Genomic DNA, 16,968 nt, shown 5'->3' with positions numbered 1-16,968 from the left:
GGCGAAGCAACTCCCACACAACGCGAGCAGCCAGTGCCGTGCCGAGCAGGATGAGTACCGAACCGAGCAGCCTCGCACGCCAGCTCGAGCCTTGCTCCCGGCTCAGCGCCACTCGCCCTCGATGAAGTCCGCGCTTCCAACCCGCGCCCGGCCAACCGAAGCCGACCCGACCGAGGCTGAGCGCACCGAGGCCCTACCTGAGCGCGCCATTTCCTCACGCATCTCGGCCTGGGCGTTGAAGTACGACGCGCCCAAGCGGTTCGCGCGCGTCAAGGCGTCGATCTTCGCCTCAAGCGCTCGCTCCCGTTCCGTCGGGCGGTCAGCGATGAGCCAGTACAACAGCGCACCGAACCCGACCAGCACACCGACGAACGCGTACGCCACCACCACCTCCACGATGCTCCTCATTCGTAGCCCATCTCCTGCAGCTCGTTGACGACCAGCGCTGTGAAGCTGTCCGCGATGGCCTTGAACCTGTACGCCCGCTCCGGATACATCTCGGCCGCCCGCAACTCCTGGTGCGTCAGGGACTCGGCGTAGCGCATGCCGACGTGGGCCACGTAAGCACCGGCCTCGACCTCGGCCGCGTGAACAACTGCGTTACCTGCAACCTGTTCGACAGCCCTACCGACTGCCCGTGTTGTAGCCGGCGACGTACGCCGTCTGGCAACAGCCGAGGACACATCTCGGCGGATGTGGTTGGACATGTGGCTCCTTCCAATCGTGCTTGGGATGTGCTCAGTACGAAACTAGGAACCAGTCCTCGCTCCACGCAAGAGAAGAAAAGCCTTGGCTGAACATTGTCCAGCCGTATAGCCCCTGAGCAGGGCCTGGACAAGGTTTGGACAGTACTTGGACAAGCGCACAAAATGACGAGCCCACCCCGGTTGGGGTGGGCGAGTGGTCAAGATCCATCTTGCGAGCGTTCGGCGCCTCGGTCGCCAGTGCGGCCTTGTTGTGAGACGTAGTAGTTCCAGATGAGTGGGTTGAGGCAGTCGGGCACGCCTTCTTCGAAGGAAAACTTCAGGTCGTTTCGCTGAAGCTGTTGCGCGACTTTGGGGCTTTCTCTCAGGTAGATGATCGACTGCATCCACAGAGCGAAGTCGCCTCCGGTGAGTTCAACCGCATTGCCGTACTCCGCCCAGTACTCGACCATATTGGAAAAAGTATCTTCCTCATGGCCGCTTCTTTCAATGAACTCCAGGAACCCATCTCCAATGAACTCTATGTGCTTCATTGCAAATCCCTCTCAGCAATTTGATCTTGCAGAGGCTATTATGGACTAAATGTATAAAAAGTCAATATCGGACACGCTCATTGGAATAACCCGCAGTAATCAAGTAATCTCTGGGCGGATTCGTTTGGGGGTACTCGGGATGACTCTTACTGAGGTTCGTGGTGAGCAGATCGCGGACTTGGTTGCCTTGATCGGGAAAAAGCTGTCACCGATATTGCTTGAGCAGCGATGCCCGGCGCTGCTCGATGTGGTGCGCGAGTCCCTATATGGCGCGGGGTCGTCGCTCGATGCGACTCTTCCTCGAGCCCTTGAGCATGTACTTCGGTCCGTCGCTGACGCGACGAGAATAGAAGCACTTCATGCATTCGAGAGCGGCTCTCTGGGCGACACCGTACTTTTCAATAGGGCGGCCTTCGCTGAGCTACTTGTGCCGAGTGAAGACGCAACGACCAGGTACCTGGGCAAGGTGCGTTCCCGCGACCATATTGCAGAGAATGCAATCAAGCTTGGCGATACAGTTTCTGGACGACAGCTTCGAGCGAGCTTATGGCTGCGCGATACCCCAAGCGAGAGGACCGTATACAGAAGGTCTCGCTGGAAGGGCGGTGAGCCGGAGCCAATTTTGGCGGCCGCCATGCTTGACGCACTTCACGAGTATCTCGAATATGACGAAAAGATCACCGCTCTACGCAAGCGATTCGGATTGACTGATCCGAAGGATGCAGTAATTGTTCGGCAGGCACCTGAGATTGCGGGGCATGGAGGTGTTTCTGTCGTTAACTCTTCCGGCCATGGGGGATTGCGAGAAGAGCGGAGAGCCGACGGGAGACCCCTGTGGTTTATTTGGTCGAGACTTAGACACCGAGTATCTGTGGCGAAAGTTCGCTTCGAACAAACCGGTGATCGCACTGCCCATCGGGCACTCCTTTTTTGTACAGTCTTCGCCCTCAATATCTTCTGCCTTGTCCTTGCGGCATCCTTCCCGTCGACAACAATGGAGACGTTGCGACTAAAACTGAGCTTCGCGCATTATTCGGGTGTCGCGTTTCTGATTGTGGTCGGAGGATGCGCGCTTGCCCTCGCCGTGCGGCGGTTGCGCCGAAAAGAGATTACGGGCAGGAAAGCACTATCTCTCTTTGTTCAGGCGTTTAACATAACGGCATTTGTCCTCGCGGCGACTTACGTGTTCCAAGCAGACAGGATCGACAAAAAGACGCCCCATATCCTTGCGATGCCGGATGGGGACCGCCATACATTCGGCGCCAAGTGGATGGATGGTCAGTACCGAAGAGACATCCTGGCTCAGTCGTCATCATGGCCACTTGTGGCCGATGGTTTCGATGAGAATTACTGCATGGCTGAGTCGGTAGGCAATGCTCCGGGCAACCGAACGTGCGAGGCCGGGCAGGATTCATTGAGAATCGTTGCGCGTTCCGCCGCCGGAGTTGCGCTTACTGAATACGGAGGCTTCAAGGTAGGAAGCGGAGAGTTTTACTTTGAGGTCGTCTTTGATAGCAGAAATCGAGATTCCCTCACGGCCTGCGGATTACGAGCGTCTGTCGCCAATGAAAATTTGTTCCTTCACCTCCGGGCCGAGCGCCTGAGGATTGTTGAACGTCCCGATCCGATGTTCGGGGTTGACGCACTCAGGGCAAAGAGTTACAAGTTTGATTTGCTGGCATATAGGCCCGAACTCCTTGAGATCACAAAGTCGGGTGAGCATCGAGATGCGATCCAGTTGACACCCACCAGTATTGAAGGTGAAGTTCGGCTAGATATAAACCGATCTCCTCTTGTTCGCCTTGATCGGGATTACTCAAATTCGACCAAACTCGCAGTGTTCGGTACTGACGACAAACTCATATATTTCATCAACGATCGAGAAGCAATGCGGAGTGAGCGGTCGGACGGGGAGATTTCCCTGGGGGTCGGAACGGCCATTGGTGGATCAGATCGAGGTGGTGTCGCGACCTGCACCTATCGATCTCTGGAAGCAAGGGCATCCGAGGGTTAGCGCCGGTACGCTTTATGCCTGGCCCGACTATCCAGAGGTGAGTCGGACGCAACGCCTGCCAAATGATGACTTCCTCGTTTGTCATGGGCAGTGATAGTCCGATGTCGCATCTTTCGTTGCGGTGCTAGGGATGAACATCTGGCCCTCACAGCATGCCTCGACAAGCGCGCACACCGCGTCTTCGTACTGCCGACACGGCCATACGTAGAAGCAGGCACGGCAGTGGCCCAGGCGGTCGGGCTGGTGAACCGCGTATGTGCGGTAGCCCTCGAACCAACCTGCCGTGTTGACGCATCCGGCAGGCGGGTCGGTTGGTGGGCGTTCGACATCCCACGACAGCAACCACGCCGGCGTGTCAACAGCCCAGCCCCTAGACAACGTGGATCCGGTCTACGGAGCCGTCAGGCTGCACGAGGGTGATGCACCCGCCGCCGCGCTCCAACAGTTCGAGCACGAGGTTGTAGACCGGCAAGGCGCGGTTGATCGTGTCGGTCTTCGTGTCACGGGTACGAGCGGTGGCAGCGTCGAGAGCTTCGACGGCACGCGGGGTGAGGTTGACCGTCACCTTGACGAGGCCGCTCATAACTTCCGGCCACGGGGGAACTTCAGCCCGTCGATCACGACGAAGATCTCGCGGCGGTCTTTGGCCTCGCCCTTGCTGTCGAGGACGTAGCCGGTAATCCAGCCCCAGCCCTCGTAGGTGAGCTCATCGCTGACGGCCGTCACTCGGAAAATAATCTTGTTGTCGCCTGCAAACTGGACGCTGGCTTCTTCGCCAACCATCACGGTGTCCCCCGGCTTAGGAGTTGGCGGCATCGGTGTACCGCGTCTTCGCTTGGGCGGTTTGCCAGTCACGCAGCGCCTGCTTGATCAACGGCGAGATACGCCCCTTGTAGTGCTCGCCGTCGATCCTGACGTTCATGGGCGTGGGAGATGCGTACGCCCGCGGGTCGTTCATCGGAGACCCCTTCGAGGTACCGGACGCAGCATCCAAATCTCGGCCTCGCGCAACCCGTCACGTCGCACATGCACCTGCCGCTTCCTGCTGGCGGTGCCGCGCGAGTTGATTTCGTACCCGTAGAGCCAGAGCCGCCCGGGTTGAGTTGCCTCGGCACGGATGACACGCAGGAAAATTTGGCCGTCACCGTCGAAGTCCGGGTTGGCTTCTCCGCTGATGAGCAGGGCATCGCCCGGCTTGGGGTCAAGACCGGCCATGAGTGGCCTTGTAGACGGAGCTGCTTGTCGTACGGCCGCAGGTGGGGCACCACCGGCTCTTGACCCGGAAGCTGAACAGCCCCGCCAAGAACCCCAGAAGTACGCATCCGACGACGGTGCCGATGATCTCCACGCTGACCTCCTTCTCAAGGGGGCTCCGGCGGCCGGTTGCCGCCAGCTGAGGCCGGAGCCCCCACCTGGGAGTGGCCAACTCCTCATGTTTGAGCGGTTAAACACGAGGTCATGGCCCATGCCGCACCTCGGGTGGGATGTGACATGCTGTGCCCATCGTGCTACTGCATATCGGATTATGCAAGGTATGCATCTGCCCGATCATCACTCGCCCACCCTGCCTTGTCGTGGTACTTGCACGACAGGGACACTCTGATTACGGACGGAGCGAAGGGATCATGGACTTGTCAGCTCGGAGACAACCGCCCACCGTGCGCCTGCGACGGCTTGCCGCCGAACTCCGCAGCCTGCGCACCGCCTCGGCCATGACGCGCGAGGAAGTGAGCGAGCAGACCGGGATCAACTCGGCCACCCTGTACCGGATCGAGACGGCCAAGGTTCGCCCGCAGCGACGGACACTCGTCGCGCTCCTCGATAAATACGGCGTAACCGACGAAGACACCCGCAACGAACTGATCGACCTGTCGAAGCAGGCCGCCCAGCTCGGTTGGTTGCAGGCGTTTGAGTCGGAGCTGCCGGATGAGTACACGGCCTACATCAGCTTCGAGGCCGAGGCGCTCGGCCTGCGCAACTACGAGTGTCTGTTCGTTCCGGGGTTACTTCAGACCGAGGACTACGCCCGCGCCGTCATTGCCGGGGCAGTTCCGATCGCTGACGACGGGTACGTCGAACGGCGGGTTGAAGCGCGACTCAAGCGCCAGGCGTCGCTCCAGAAAGACGGCCCGCTGAACCTGTGGGCGATCATGGACGAAGCAGTGCTTCACCGGCTGGTAGGCGGCACGAAGGTTATGGTCGAGCAGCTGGCTGCCCTGGCCAACGCCTCGAAACAGCCGCACATCGTGGTGCAGGTCGTACCGTTCGGCGTCGGCGCCCACCCGGGCATGCCGGGCTCGTTCGCCATCATGGACTTCCCGGAGACCGCCGACCCCGATTTGGTCTACATCGACAGCATGGCCGGCGAGCTGTTCCTGGAGCGTGACGCCGATGTCCGGCGCTTCACGGTGATCTTCGAGCACCTCCGCGCCGCCGCACTGAACCCCGTGGATTCCGCTCGACTCATCCGCGAGGTAGCCAACAAAATGCAGTAGGCAAGGAGGAACTGATATGGGATCTATCCCCACTCACGCAGCTTGGCGGAAGTCGAGCAGATCATCATCGAACGGGCAGTGCACCGAGGTACGCGACCGCAGCGTTGCCATCGACGTGCGCGACTCAAAAGATCCAAGCGGCCCGACGCTGACCTTCAGCCCGACCGCCTGGGCCGCCTTCACCGGAAGCATCAAGGACGGCGCGATCGCCCCGTAAGGTCGTCCCATCCGGCCTCATCCGTCAGCGAGCCCTCTGTCGATCTTGATAGAGGGCTCGCCGCCCCTGCCGGTGGTTCGCCCTGTTGATGTGCTCCTGATCCAGGAGCACATCACGCCACACCCCGTCGCCGAGCCAATAGATTGCCCGGATTGGGAGTGCTTTGAGTGCAATCATCCACAGACATTCAACCCCCTCGGGTAGATCCGGGGCTGCGGTGGGCGTCGACCCGTGACGGAGTGCGGCGAACGCCTCCAGCCAGTCGACCGTCACGATGACGACTGCGTGCCGTTCAGGCGCACCTGACGCCAGCAACTTCCCCAGTACGTCAGGTGTTGCGTGCAGGAACTCGACGCATTCCCGCACGGCGTCGTCAGCGGAGTGCTCCCAGGCCCCTGTTGGCAGAGGGTTCAGACGGAAGCCTGGAGGACGCTGCTCCGTCGGTGGGAATGACCTGACGGACGCCACCCCGAGCGCCTGGAGCGCCGGCGGCAGCTGAGATCGCCGCGTGCACCGCTCGACGCCTGCGTGTTCAAGTTCGACAAGATGGGCCGTTGCGGCGGCCGCGAGTTTTTTGAGCTGAGTCTCGGGCACGACCAGCAGTTGCCAGCTGCGGGACAACTCCGGCTTCGGTATGTGGCCGAGCCGCTGGGCCGCAAGCTCAAGTTTCACGGCCTTGCTGCTGCGGGTGGAAACCACCTCGACCGCGGCTACCCTGCCGTCTGGGTACAGGACCCGCAGGTCGTACATGCTGTCCCTTGACTGGTCGTCATACACGGCGACCGGCACATCAAGGGCTGTCTGCATCACCAGGCGGGCCAGTCGTTCATCGCCGGCCTTCGTGGTGTGCCGCTTCGAGGGTGGTTGCACAGAATGAAGTATCCGTCGGCATGCGGGCAAATGCCATCATGAACACTTCGTGAGGCTATGCGGTTTTCACGACAACCAGGCACCCTTTGTCTCCGTAGTTCTCGAATAAAAAGATCACGGATTGACCCTCCGGGTCGTGGTGCCGGGATGACATGTACGCCAAGGCTTCGTGGCCGCCCTGTTCGACATCGACCTCCAGTTCGGGCAGTGGCTCCGTCGCTGGGAATGGGCCGACTGCGAGCTTGGTCATCTTGCGCGGCGGCACGATGGTTGACCCGAGAACGAGCGGTTTGAATTGATGTGGTTGGGATGCGGAAAGTGATCCTTTCGTCATGGTAAGACTTCCTGAGTTGATGTTGATATTTTCTGACCGCCCGCCAATCGGCACGTCGCAGGAGACTGCGTTCATAAAAACGTGGCCACGGTCGAACCGCCCAGCCCCCTGAGAATTAGCGGGGGGGGGGGGGGGGGGTACCTTCGATGATTGTTTTTGAGTGGCAGGTAAGACGTACCTGCCAGCATGTTAGAAGCCACCGCTCCCATGCCCTTGAAGATGATCATAACATAAGTCAATTAACAATTACATCACTATTCGTGACAGCTCTGGTTCTGGGGATATAAACAGCTTGACTGGAAGTGGTACAGGCACGTCGCGTGCCTCATGTTCGCTTGACTGGGACCTGTTCGCGACGTCGGCAAAGTCCGTGAATCCGAGGCAGTTTCGGATTCACGCATGCTCGGTGCGTCTGGGTTCGCTCGGCATCAGTGATCATGTAAGCAATGATGATCGACTGTGTGCGGCGAGGGCTTGTCGGTGTTTGTTGGTCGAGGAGGTTAGGCCGATAGGCTGGCCGCTCATCACTTGATCGGCTCATCGTTCAGTCGGGTGCTCATGATCGGCATAGGCAAATCCGGCATACCAGGTTAGAGCGATTCCATGATCGCTAACACGCGCACCTAAATTCACTTGGCACACACAACCCCTGCGCTACTGTGGGCGTCCCTTAGGGGGACACCAGAGCTGATGGAGGATGGGCTGATGCGTGTGCCTGGTCGCAGTCGCCTTGTCATGATCGTTGGCGTCTTTCTGTCCGGCATGATCGTTGCGTCCGCGTTGACGTGGCAACTGGACATGTGGCCGAGGGCGAACGCTGCGGCCAATCCGTATGCCTGTGGGCACGTCACGGTTGCGGGCACCAGTTGGCTTGGTGGACAGGGTGTTGACGTGCACTCGAACGGGGAGTTCCAAACCAAGGGCACGAGCTGCGCATTTGATAACAAGGCTGTGTTCAACCTGAATGCCAATCCTCCGGCATTTGGATACGGTTGGCAGTGTTTCGAGCTTGTGAATCGACTCTACGCAGCTCGTGGGTGGTTTCCCCGGCTTTGGTTGGGCGCGGAGGCAAACGATGCCGCGAAGTGGCTCTACGTCCATGCGCAGCGCGGTGATTACGCCGGCCTGACTGGCCATGCCAACGGGTCCGGCTACAAGCCGGTGCCCGGAGACGTGGTGGTGCACAGCAACGGGAAGTACGGGCACGTGGCAGTTGTAGATCGCATCGAGGGCAGGACGCTGCATGCTGTCGAGCAGAACAACAGCGTCGCGGGCAGGGCCACGTACGCGTACGACCCGGTGACCGGTGCCGTCTCGAAGGCCGGCATCACGATCTCCGGTTACGTGCATGCGGCAAAGAACACTGGCAACCAACAGCCGCCGGCATCGACCCCTCAGCCAGCGCCGGCCGAGGACGTGAAGCTGAAGATCAATGGCTCCTGCACGCCCGACGGTGGCGAGCTGGTGGGTGTGTCGTCGGGCTTTACGCCCGGCGGTGAGGTGAGCATCGCCGCCTGGCACTCGGATGGCCGGCAGTACGCGAACCTGAAGACAACGGCGATCGCACGTCCGGACGGATCGTTCCCCTGGCGGTGGCCGTGCAAGGGAGATCCACCCGATACCTACGGAACCCGTGCTGTGGACTTGAGCACCGGCCGCCATGTCGATGCCTTCTTCACCATCACGGCGGCGCCGCAACGGCCAGCCACTACGAAGCCGCCGGCGCAGCCTCCGACTACGCCAGCCCAGCAGCCGCAACCGCCGCAGCCGCAGCCGCCACGGCAGCCGGAACCGCCGCAGCCACCACCACCGCCACCCGCGCCCAAGCCGATTGCCGCGAACCTCGTCGTCGTACCTCACGGCGGCGGGCGCGTGGGCGTCGCATTCGATGTTGGTTGGCAGAGCGGACGTGATCCGGTGACCTGCCACTTCTTCATCGACGGACGCGAGGCGTTCACCGCACAGTGCGGCACGCGTTCGTCCAAGCAGTTCAGCGGCATCAGTCCTGGGGAGCACTCCTTCTACGCCACCGTCAGTGACCGGTTTGGGGTTTTCAGCGACCCCACCGCGACGATTGTGAAGCACGTGACATGACGGGAACTACTGAGAGTCGTACCGGTACCACCAATAGTTCTATGATCACGATATCGACGGTGGTGCAGGCGGCCGTCGGCGTCGTGGGAGCAGGTATTGGCTTGCTGATGCTTGCTCACGAAGTGAAGTGGTTCCCGTTTAACGACAAGCCGGCGCCACAGCTGTCAGCGTCGGTGTCAGCCGCGCCCGAGCCGGCCCCTGGGCCCACCGGCCCGGGTGTGCAGCTGTTGATCGATAATCGTGTCACCAGCGGTAACTCAATGCGTGAGGATTCTCCGGCGTATTTGTCTACTCGAACCGTGTCGTTCTGCAAGGACAACGGCTGTGCTCTACCCGATACTGATCTGCGCAGCGGTGATTACGTCACTGCCGTCTGTTGGCAAATCGGCGACGAGGTAACCAACGGAAACAGGGAGTCCGCAGTCGATGATGCGAATCCGGATCTGTCGAGTTCGAGGCTGTGGTACAAGATAGTCTGGCGAGACGGCAGGTCTGGTTTCCTTTCAGAGGTTTGGGTGAATGCCAGTAGTCGCGGCGAGCGCAACCTGCCGGCGTGCTAGGGCAGACCCTTCCCGGGAGGGCAAGTAGTCCGATTCCTTACATTCGGCCTGACATGTAAGTCTTGTGCTGTTAGCTTCTGCGCGTCGACCAGCAGGAGGTAACCAGCATGTCAGCACGCATCGTGCTCACGGACGACATCACCGGCAAGGACATCCCGGCTGGCAAAGGTGGGCCGGTCACGTTCTCCATCCAGTACGACTTTTACCGGCTCGACCTCACCAAGGAAGGTGAACAGGCCCTGCGGGAGCTGCTCGCACCGTACATCGAAAGGTCACAGGTCATTCCCTACGCCGAGGCGATAGCCCAGCCTGAAGCCGTCTGAGTCGTTCACGACGCCCCCGTTTCCCTGCCGAGTACAGGGCGGCGGGGGCTTGTTGTCGGATCTTTAGGCCGGTGGTCGGCTTCGGCGAGTGGCTAGTTTGTTGAGAGGCCAGCCTGTGCTCTCACTGAACGGCACAGGGACGCCTCCGGTCTGGTGCTGGTGTTCGCACCGACCGCTTGGGAGGCGTTCGTGGTATCAGTAACAGTGGACGACGTTGGACGTAGCTCGGACACGGCACACCTCCTCCTGTAGCCCCCGTCGAGGGTGGAAGCTACGGCCATATCGGCGGCCCTCATCCTGAACCCACGACGCGTCCACTTGTGTTGCTCGCCAGGCATTGACTCGGGATGGATCTTTCTAGGGTGGCTAAATCCGACAATGTCAGAATGAAACAAGCTGCCCGCCACGCCGAACCCGTAAGTAACTTGCTTTTGCGCTTTCGTCCTATCTAGGGTCGCCCATCGCCTGATGAACCTGCTGAACCGAAATTTGATCTTGGCGATGCGAGGGCTCGGTCGACGCCACGAAGCAGTGACGCCGGGAGTGATGGGGGGAACATTGCGTTGCGACCCACGTCTGGGTAATTGGAATACAGTTCCCGGAATCGGACAAAAGTGCTATAATTTGGCCATTCGAGATCCTTATATGAAAAATACCTCTTCCTCATTGGTCGTCTTGGCCGTCACATCATCTGCAAGCGGCGAGATGTCAGGGGTGTGTCGATGAGCCTAGAGGAGCGTCTGATCAGTTGGACCGGACCGTCCAGTACCACCGAGCAGGACAAGCAGGAGCGGACCGAACGTATGATCCGTGAGGCTGTGAAGGGGCACTCGGCATTCAGCGGCTACGATATTATTGTTTATGCCAAGGGTTCCTACGCCAACAATACCAACGTCAAAGCAGACAGTGACGTAGATATTGCCGTCCAATGCGGCGAGGTTGTCTATTGGGAGGAGGCAACGAAGGGAGCGCATCCCGCGGGATCCCCATATAAGGGAATCTGGACGCCGACGAACCTGCGCGCTGAACTGGAAGCTGCTTTGAAGAAAAAGTTCCCAGGTCAAATTGACTCATCTGGCTCAACCGCCTTCCGCATAAGCTCAAATAGCGCACGCGTCGACGCCGATGTAGTTCCGTGCTTTGACTATCGCTACTACTTCTCGTCGGGTGAGTACAGAGAGGGCACAAAGGTCTTCAAGAAGGACGGAACTGGCCTCGTCAATTACCCCGTTCAGCAACTCACCAACGGGCGCACCAAGAACAATCGCACCAACGGCTACTACAAAAAGGCCGTTCGGATTATGAAGCGAGTCGAGAACGCCATGGTTCTTAGTGGCGAGCACCGCGAGGTTCCGTCTTTTTTTGTTGAATGCCTTGTGTATAATTGTCCTGACAGTGTCTTTCTTGAGCCAACCTGGGCCAAGACCGTCCACGGCGTCATTGTTCATATCTGGAGCGAGCTTGAGGGTGCGGAGCCGGCCGAGGGCTCCAAGCGGTGGCGTGAGGTGAACGGGCACAAATACCTGTTCCATCGCGATCAGGCATGGAACCGTCAGGATGGCCGCGACTTTGTGAAGGCTGCCTGGAATTACCTGGGGCTTGCTTCATGAAGCGAACGATTGCTATCCGCGTTATTGTCGCGGTGGTCGTCGTTGTTTTTGTGATTGGGACCTGGGTGCAAGATGGTCGGCCGGATCTAGCTGTGCTCAAGTTTTTCTCTATTGCGGTTCTGGCCAGCACCGTCCTCTTCAATCTGTGGGACTTCTGGCTTTGGCGGCTCCCCCTTGTTCAGCGGGTTCCCGGAGTGCCGAGGAATATAAGGGGGACTTGGCAAGGCACTTTGACTTCGTTCTGGGTCGAGCCGAGTACCGGCATGAGGCCAGAACCGAAGACCGTCTACCTAGTCGTACAGCAGACCGGCTCGCTGGTCGTCGTGAAGCTGATGACTGATGCGTCGAGGTCTACCTCGGCGTTGGCTAGCATCTCCGAAGTCGATGGGTCATTTTTGTTGACATATCTGTACTTGAATAAGCCAGATATGCGTGTCGAGCACCGTAGTCGTATTCATCACGGCTCGGCAGTGTTTGATATTTCTGGCAATCCAGCAAGACGCCTGAAGGGGCGGTACTGGACTGACCGCGACAGCAAGGGCGAACTTGAATTCCGGGAACGGAGTCGCGAGCTCGCTGATGACTACGCAGAAGCTGCTGGATACTTTGAGGATCGCGCATGACTAGCTACCGGGGGGATGATAAGCAATGAGCCCGCGTCCAGGCGGTGAAGCCGACAAGTTTGGTAATCGTTTTGAGGGGGCCTGGACAGTACAACATGTCCTGCGCGTACTGCTTGGCGAAGCCGACTCCATCACCGTCGAAGACATTGATGAACTCGCTCAGGGTGCTGAGTTCACCTTTCGTCGTGGCAGTGTCGTTGAGGTTCATCAGCTCAAACGGCAGGACGAGAACGTCAACAGCTGGACCCCAAGATCTCTTCACGGCAAGGGAGTTCTGCAGAATGCCCGGTTACATGTTGAAGCCGGTAGGCAGTTCCACTTCGTCTCGACGATCCCGTCGCGGCCCGTTCAGGAGCTGACAGATCGAGCGCGCCGATCAGCCGATCTGAAGAACTTCATTGACTACTGGCTGACGGGAGCCCTGAAGCCCACATTCGATGAACTGGCGTCGACCAAATTACTCGGTTCGCCAGAGGCTGCCTGGAGCGTGCTTCGTGGACTTTGGATAGAGTGGCCGGATGAGCGAAATATCAATGACATGAACGCGGCGCTCGCCGGCTTATTTCTCGAAGGCGCGGCGGGCAGACTCGCTGCAGTTGGCCTCGGTGATCTCGTTCAGCAGAACCTTGGAGTCCGGCTCGACGTCGCATTCATTGAGGCGAACTTGGTCGACTACGGCCTTCGTCGTGCGCAACAAATACGGACGACGACAATAGTCGAACATGCCACCGCCATTACGGCAGGATGGATAGCTGGGATCCAGCTCGGGCTTATTAAGCCGGTCATCGCGCGAAGCGAGGCAACGAAGCTGGTTGAATTGCTGGAGGGGGAAGATCGGCTAGTACTGTTAACTGGCGACGCAGGTGACGGCAAGAGTGCCGTCCTTCATGAGATGGCTGGAGAGTTGAATGCCAAGGAGGTGGCGGTTCTGGGGTTTCGGCTCGATCGGCTTGGGGCATTCTCATCAACCGCCGAGCTCGGTGAGAGACTTGGACTGACGGTCTCTCCGGTGACGGCGCTCTCGATTGTTGCGGGTGAGCATCCATCTGTGCTCGTGATAGATCAGCTCGACGCTGTCAGCCTCGCCTCTGGGCGTATGCCGCTGAGCTTTGACGCTGTTGCGAACACGATAAGGGAAGCCTCTGCGTTCCCGAAAATGCGAGTTGTGCTCGCCTGCCGAAAGTTCGACGTCGAGAACGATCACCGCATACGCGACCTAGTTAAGGATGAACGCTCTGCGCGAGTAGAGCTAGGAAAGCTGTCCGAGTCGCAAGTAGCAGATGCGGTCCGCGAAATGGGCATCGATCCAGCCGCACTTGAAGAACGACAAGTGAAGCTGCTCACGTCACCGCTGCATCTCGTCCTGTTGCAGGGTATCGCCGATCAGGCCGGAGCGCTGACATTCCGGACTCCGAACAATCTGTTCGATGCTTTCTGGGACCGCAAAGTGATCGACTGTTCGCAGCGACGTGACGGTACCCGTTTCGCGCAGGTTGCGCAGACCGTGGCGAGTGCCATGAGTTCGCAGCAACGCCTATCGGTCAACGTCTCAGTCCTCGACCAGAATGATTTGCTTGTTGACGCTAGTGTGCTGGTGTCGGAACATGTCCTTACCAGGGATGGCCAGCAAATCGCGTTCTTTCACGAGGCGTTCTTTGGCTATGTCTTCACCCGTGGCTGGCTCAGCCAGGAGCAGAGCATTGTTGAGTTCCTGCTCTCAAGCGAGCAGGAACTATTTCGACGTTCTCAAGTCCGCCAGATTCTTAGTCACCTCCGGGCGTCGGAGCCGGAGCGGTTTATCGAAGAAGTGAGAGACTTGCTCTCTCATCAGAACGTCCGATTCCACATAAAGGATGTCGTTCTCGGTATTCTTAGCTCATTGCCCGATCCGTCAAGTGCGGAGTGGGATATGGTAAGTGGCGTGCTCGATGCGCACTCGCTATTCGAGGATCGGGTGTGGCTTTCGCTACGTACGCTTGCCTGGTTCGATCGTCTCGATAGCGATGGGATGTTTGAAGAATGGCTTGCGGGCCGTGATGAACGCTATCACAACCATGCATTGCACGTCGCGCTTGGTGGGATCAAGGAGCGGCCCGATCGGATGGCGGAACTTCTCAAGCCGCATGCTGGGCGCTCCCGGAACTACGCTAACTGGCTTTTATGGACCGTTCGATTCGCGAGAGTGCACGAGAGTCGACCGTTATTTGAACTGTTGACGGATGCCATACGAAGTGGCGAGATTCGCGACTACGGTCACAACTTGTGGATGTTTACATATGATTTAGCGAAACACCAACCAATCTGGGCAGTCGAGCTACTTGTCGCCCATCTTGCCTTGCGGCCAAATGCCTTGGATATTGATGACTCCGGAAAGGTCAAATCCCTTCTTGATCACGACGACGCCATAATCAGGCTAACGACGCAGGCAGCGGAGGGTGCTCCGCGAATCTTCTGTGAGTTGCTCCTACCGTACCTGCTAACCGTGATGCGCCTGACGGAGCGAGAGTGGCAGGACCACCTTTACGCGGACGCCCACTTTGGTCTACGCATTCCTCATGAGAACTTCCACGAGCTTGAGGATGCCCTGCTTTTTAGTGCGGCTAGCGCTCTTCGTGACTTCGCCGGTCAGGATACGGAGGCCGCTCGGCCACTGCTAGAGAAGCTGGCGACAGACCAGCACGACGCGGCCCAATGGCTATTATACGAAGCCCTCAGGGGCCCGGCCGCCGAGAGCTGTGCTAATTGGGCGGGGAGTATCCTCCTGCAAAACCCTGCTCGATTCCTGAGCGGCTACATGTCAAATGGTGTTTGGACGACCCGTCAGCTCATTGAAGCCATAGGTCACCACCTGTCGGCAGAGCTGTTTGATCGTCTGGAACAGGCAATCCTTGAACTCCGCTTTCCCTGGGAGAGAAGGAACCCTGGATGGTATATGTTCTGTCTGCTATCTGCGATGGATGAATCTAGGTTATCCTCTGTAGCTCGCCGACGACTAGGCGAGCTCAGGCGCCTTACCAATATGGATCAGCCCGATGCTCCGGAACCAATCGAAATGCGGTCGGTGCAGTCGCCTATCGCGCCCGAGGCGGCGGAGCGCATGTCTGACGACGACTGGTTACGCGCGATGGCGAGGCATAACACAGACAGGGAGGACTTTAGGGCGTTTCGGGGCGGCTCCCGGGAGTTGTCGCGCGTCTTGCAGGGCGAGGTGTCGAAGGATGCCGCGCGATTTGCTGGGCTGACGCTCCGTCTCGGAAGCGAGATTAAGCCTGACTACACTGAGGCGATATTGATGGGTCTGGGCGAAGCTGAGCCCCTACCTGATCCAGCGCCGATTTTTGAAGTGATGCGTCACATAGCGTCACTTCAGTTTCGCGAGAACGATCGATGGCTCGGGTGGCCGCTTCGTCGTAACTACCTCAGGAGTGATATTCCGACCGACATTATCTCAATGATCGTCGAACGGATTTTGAGCTCGGAGGATCCTGGCGAGGCACGGTGGCCCCAGCATGAAATGAGGGAGCAAGAGACGTTTGACGGAGTGATCTTTTCGGAAGGTATGAACACGGCGAGAGGTAGCCTTGCTCTCACCTTGGGAGATCTCCTCGTCTACGATTCAGATGGGATCCGCACGGCGCTGGTGGTGCCCGTCCTGAACCGAATGGCACAGGATTCATCTGTAGCCGTTCGGTCGTGTGTTGCCCACGTGATCGCGAGTTGTCTGCGACACGCACGACCTGAAGCAGTTGAGGCTTTCGAGTTACTGCTGCAGGGTGACGATAGGTTGCTCGCGGTTGGGACCGTTACGCGACTCATTAGGTACATTGGTAATGGGGATCCCATTCTCGTAATGTCGCTTGCGCCACGGATGCTGCAAGCCGAGGACGCCGAAGTGCGGCAGTGTGGTGGTGCCTTGGCAGCTTACGCTGGCATCGAGTGGGGTCAGGAGGAGCAGCTTCGATCTGTTGTGGGCAGCAAAGACGCTGCGGCTCGAAGAGGTGCTGCATCAGTATGTGCTCATCTACTCCCAGTCGCTACTAATACGGCTCTAGCAGAAGATGTCCTTGTCCGATTGATGAACGACGGTGATGAAGGCGTTCGTAAGGCAGTAGCAGAGGTTGCTGGTGTTCTTCGCGACGAGCGGCTACGCCCATTCTTGCGAGTCTTATCTGGTCTCATCTCCTCGGATGCCTATTCGGAAGCCGTTCCACAGTTGCTCATAACGCTTGAGCGTGCTCCAGATCGTGTCGATTCACTCGTAATTGCCTGTGCTCGGCGTTTCATTGAGGTTCATGGCTCGGATGTGAGTGATTTCGCAACGAGTGCGGCTGGGGATGCACGGGAGGTCGGGCAGCTCGTGTTTAGAGCGTATGCGCAGGCGACTTCACAAGTTCAGAGACGGGAAACTCTTGATCTTATTGATCAGATGCTAGCGCTCAACGCCTACGGTGTGGCTGAGCTTGTGGAGGCAGCAGAGCATTAGGCTCGGCTGTCTACTGTCCCCATCCCGTGCCTGTCGGTCGCGTCAAGCAACCGTCGCGCCTCCCAGTCTTGGGCTTGACCCGTTTCGACGGACAGGGTCGTTGTGTTG

At 58.8% G+C, this 16,968-nt stretch carries 18 protein-coding genes; 9 read left to right on the top strand and 9 right to left on the bottom strand.

Features of this window, described 5'->3' with window-relative positions; translation table 11 throughout:
- Positions 1-102 precede the first annotated feature (102 nt).
- From OIE47_RS03535 to OIE47_RS03525, 3 genes are all read right to left on the bottom strand, one after another.
- Positions 103-408 (bottom strand): hypothetical protein, encoded by a 306-nt coding sequence (locus tag OIE47_RS03535; RefSeq protein WP_326560039.1) that lies wholly within the window; start codon positions 406-408, stop codon positions 103-105.
- Positions 405-560, bottom strand: coding sequence for a hypothetical protein (locus OIE47_RS03530; protein WP_326560038.1), 156 nt, complete (start codon positions 558-560; stop codon positions 405-407). Before OIE47_RS03530 ends, OIE47_RS03535 begins: the two co-directional genes overlap by 4 nt.
- 344 nt (positions 561-904) lie before the next feature.
- A complete protein-coding gene (locus tag OIE47_RS03525; protein WP_326560037.1) occupies positions 905-1,237 on the bottom strand; it encodes a hypothetical protein in 333 nt (110 codons plus the stop codon).
- Positions 1,238-1,376: 139 nt separating this feature from the next.
- On the opposite strand from OIE47_RS03525, the gene OIE47_RS03520 reads away from it, so the two are divergent.
- Positions 1,377-3,251 (top strand): hypothetical protein, encoded by a 1,875-nt coding sequence (locus tag OIE47_RS03520; protein ID WP_326560036.1) that lies wholly within the window; start codon positions 1,377-1,379, stop codon positions 3,249-3,251.
- Positions 3,252-3,621: 370 nt separating this feature from the next.
- Here OIE47_RS03520 and OIE47_RS03515 read toward each other — a convergent pair whose 3' ends face one another.
- The 4 genes from OIE47_RS03515 to OIE47_RS03500 are packed head-to-tail and all read right to left on the bottom strand — an operon-like array spanning position 3,622 to position 4,466.
- The gene (locus OIE47_RS03515; protein ID WP_326560035.1) at positions 3,622-3,834 is read right to left on the bottom strand and encodes a hypothetical protein; all 213 of its coding nucleotides are present in this window, start codon (positions 3,832-3,834) and stop codon (positions 3,622-3,624) included.
- Positions 3,831-4,034, bottom strand: coding sequence for a hypothetical protein (locus OIE47_RS03510; protein WP_326560034.1), 204 nt, complete (start codon positions 4,032-4,034; stop codon positions 3,831-3,833). Before OIE47_RS03510 ends, OIE47_RS03515 begins: the two co-directional genes overlap by 4 nt.
- Positions 4,035-4,050: 16 nt before the next feature.
- Entirely contained in the window at positions 4,051-4,209 is a 159-nt protein-coding gene (locus OIE47_RS03505) for a hypothetical protein (RefSeq protein ID WP_326560033.1), read from the bottom strand.
- Positions 4,206-4,466, bottom strand: coding sequence for a hypothetical protein (locus OIE47_RS03500; protein ID WP_326560032.1), 261 nt, complete (start codon positions 4,464-4,466; stop codon positions 4,206-4,208). The genes OIE47_RS03505 and OIE47_RS03500 overlap by 4 nt, the downstream gene beginning before the upstream one ends.
- Positions 4,467-4,909: 443 nt before the next feature.
- On the opposite strand from OIE47_RS03500, the gene OIE47_RS03495 reads away from it, so the two are divergent.
- Together OIE47_RS03495 and OIE47_RS03490 are read left to right on the top strand one after the other, a co-directional pair.
- Positions 4,910-5,746, top strand: a complete 837-nt coding sequence (locus tag OIE47_RS03495) for a helix-turn-helix domain-containing protein (protein WP_442792045.1) — start codon at positions 4,910-4,912, stop codon at positions 5,744-5,746.
- Positions 5,747-5,762: 16 nt separating this feature from the next.
- Entirely contained in the window at positions 5,763-5,963 is a 201-nt protein-coding gene (locus OIE47_RS03490; RefSeq protein WP_326560030.1) for a DUF397 domain-containing protein, read from the top strand.
- A gap of 24 nt (positions 5,964-5,987) precedes the next feature.
- On the opposite strand, the gene OIE47_RS03485 is transcribed toward OIE47_RS03490, so the two are convergent.
- Complete coding sequence (locus tag OIE47_RS03485; protein ID WP_326560029.1) at positions 5,988-6,833, bottom strand: hypothetical protein; 846 nt, start codon at positions 6,831-6,833, stop codon at positions 5,988-5,990.
- Between the two features lie 55 nt (positions 6,834-6,888).
- On the bottom strand, positions 6,889-7,242 hold the full coding sequence (locus tag OIE47_RS03480) for a hypothetical protein (protein ID WP_326560028.1): 354 nt from the start codon (positions 7,240-7,242) through the stop codon (positions 6,889-6,891).
- 615 nt (positions 7,243-7,857) lie between these two features.
- Here OIE47_RS03480 and OIE47_RS03475 point away from each other — a divergent pair.
- The 6 genes from OIE47_RS03475 to OIE47_RS03450 all read left to right on the top strand — a co-directional run bounded on the left by OIE47_RS03475 (position 7,858) and on the right by OIE47_RS03450 (position 16,860).
- Complete coding sequence (locus tag OIE47_RS03475; RefSeq protein ID WP_326560027.1) at positions 7,858-9,261, top strand: CHAP domain-containing protein; 1,404 nt, start codon at positions 7,858-7,860, stop codon at positions 9,259-9,261.
- 41 nt (positions 9,262-9,302) lie between these two features.
- Positions 9,303-9,821: a hypothetical protein gene (locus tag OIE47_RS03470; RefSeq protein WP_326560026.1), complete on the top strand. Its 519-nt coding sequence runs from the start codon at positions 9,303-9,305 to the stop codon at positions 9,819-9,821.
- Positions 9,822-9,928: 107 nt separating this feature from the next.
- Entirely contained in the window at positions 9,929-10,144 is a 216-nt protein-coding gene (locus tag OIE47_RS03465; RefSeq protein WP_326560025.1) for an Lsr2 dimerization domain-containing protein, read from the top strand.
- A gap of 722 nt (positions 10,145-10,866) precedes the next feature.
- Complete coding sequence (locus tag OIE47_RS03460) at positions 10,867-11,754, top strand: nucleotidyltransferase domain-containing protein (RefSeq protein ID WP_326560024.1); 888 nt, start codon at positions 10,867-10,869, stop codon at positions 11,752-11,754.
- Positions 11,751-12,377 carry a hypothetical protein gene (locus tag OIE47_RS03455; RefSeq protein WP_326560023.1) on the top strand — a complete coding sequence of 209 codons (627 nt, stop codon included), beginning with the start codon at positions 11,751-11,753 and terminating at the stop codon, positions 12,375-12,377. Before OIE47_RS03460 ends, OIE47_RS03455 begins: the two co-directional genes overlap by 4 nt.
- A 25-nt stretch (positions 12,378-12,402) precedes the next feature.
- A complete protein-coding gene (locus OIE47_RS03450) occupies positions 12,403-16,860 on the top strand; it encodes a hypothetical protein (protein ID WP_326560022.1) in 4,458 nt (1,485 codons plus the stop codon).
- Positions 16,861-16,968 lie beyond the last annotated feature (108 nt).

It is taken from the genome of Micromonospora sp. NBC_01796 (assembly GCF_035917455.1).
Lineage (GTDB): Bacteria > Actinomycetota > Actinomycetes > Mycobacteriales > Micromonosporaceae > Micromonospora_G.
The sequence above is the reverse complement of the archived record's forward strand: the minus strand, read 5'-3'. Positions and strand labels throughout refer to the sequence as shown.

What these genes read in the sequence shown, in the direction of transcription:
- OIE47_RS03535 (WP_326560039.1), bottom strand. Translation starts at nt 408, where the DNA reads ATGAGGAGCATCGTGGAGGTGGTGGTGGCGTACGCGTTCGTCGGTGTG.
- OIE47_RS03525 (WP_326560037.1), bottom strand. Translation starts at nt 1,237, where the DNA reads ATGAAGCACATAGAGTTCATTGGAGATGGGTTCCTGGAGTTCATTGAA.
- OIE47_RS03520 (WP_326560036.1), top strand. Translation starts at nt 1,377, where the DNA reads ATGACTCTTACTGAGGTTCGTGGTGAGCAGATCGCGGACTTGGTTGCC.
- OIE47_RS03515 (WP_326560035.1), bottom strand. Translation starts at nt 3,834, where the DNA reads ATGAGCGGCCTCGTCAAGGTGACGGTCAACCTCACCCCGCGTGCCGTC.
- OIE47_RS03510 (WP_326560034.1), bottom strand. Translation starts at nt 4,034, where the DNA reads ATGGTTGGCGAAGAAGCCAGCGTCCAGTTTGCAGGCGACAACAAGATT.
- OIE47_RS03505 (WP_326560033.1), bottom strand. Translation starts at nt 4,209, where the DNA reads ATGAACGACCCGCGGGCGTACGCATCTCCCACGCCCATGAACGTCAGG.
- OIE47_RS03500 (WP_326560032.1), bottom strand. Translation starts at nt 4,466, where the DNA reads ATGGCCGGTCTTGACCCCAAGCCGGGCGATGCCCTGCTCATCAGCGGA.
- OIE47_RS03490 (WP_326560030.1), top strand. Translation starts at nt 5,763, where the DNA reads ATGGGATCTATCCCCACTCACGCAGCTTGGCGGAAGTCGAGCAGATCA.
- OIE47_RS03480 (WP_326560028.1), bottom strand. Translation starts at nt 7,242, where the DNA reads ATGAACGCAGTCTCCTGCGACGTGCCGATTGGCGGGCGGTCAGAAAAT.
- OIE47_RS03475 (WP_326560027.1), top strand. Translation starts at nt 7,858, where the DNA reads ATGGAGGATGGGCTGATGCGTGTGCCTGGTCGCAGTCGCCTTGTCATG.
- OIE47_RS03470 (WP_326560026.1), top strand. Translation starts at nt 9,303, where the DNA reads ATGATCACGATATCGACGGTGGTGCAGGCGGCCGTCGGCGTCGTGGGA.
- OIE47_RS03465 (WP_326560025.1), top strand. Translation starts at nt 9,929, where the DNA reads ATGTCAGCACGCATCGTGCTCACGGACGACATCACCGGCAAGGACATC.
- OIE47_RS03460 (WP_326560024.1), top strand. Translation starts at nt 10,867, where the DNA reads ATGAGCCTAGAGGAGCGTCTGATCAGTTGGACCGGACCGTCCAGTACC.
- OIE47_RS03455 (WP_326560023.1), top strand. Translation starts at nt 11,751, where the DNA reads ATGAAGCGAACGATTGCTATCCGCGTTATTGTCGCGGTGGTCGTCGTT.
- OIE47_RS03450 (WP_326560022.1), top strand. Translation starts at nt 12,403, where the DNA reads ATGAGCCCGCGTCCAGGCGGTGAAGCCGACAAGTTTGGTAATCGTTTT.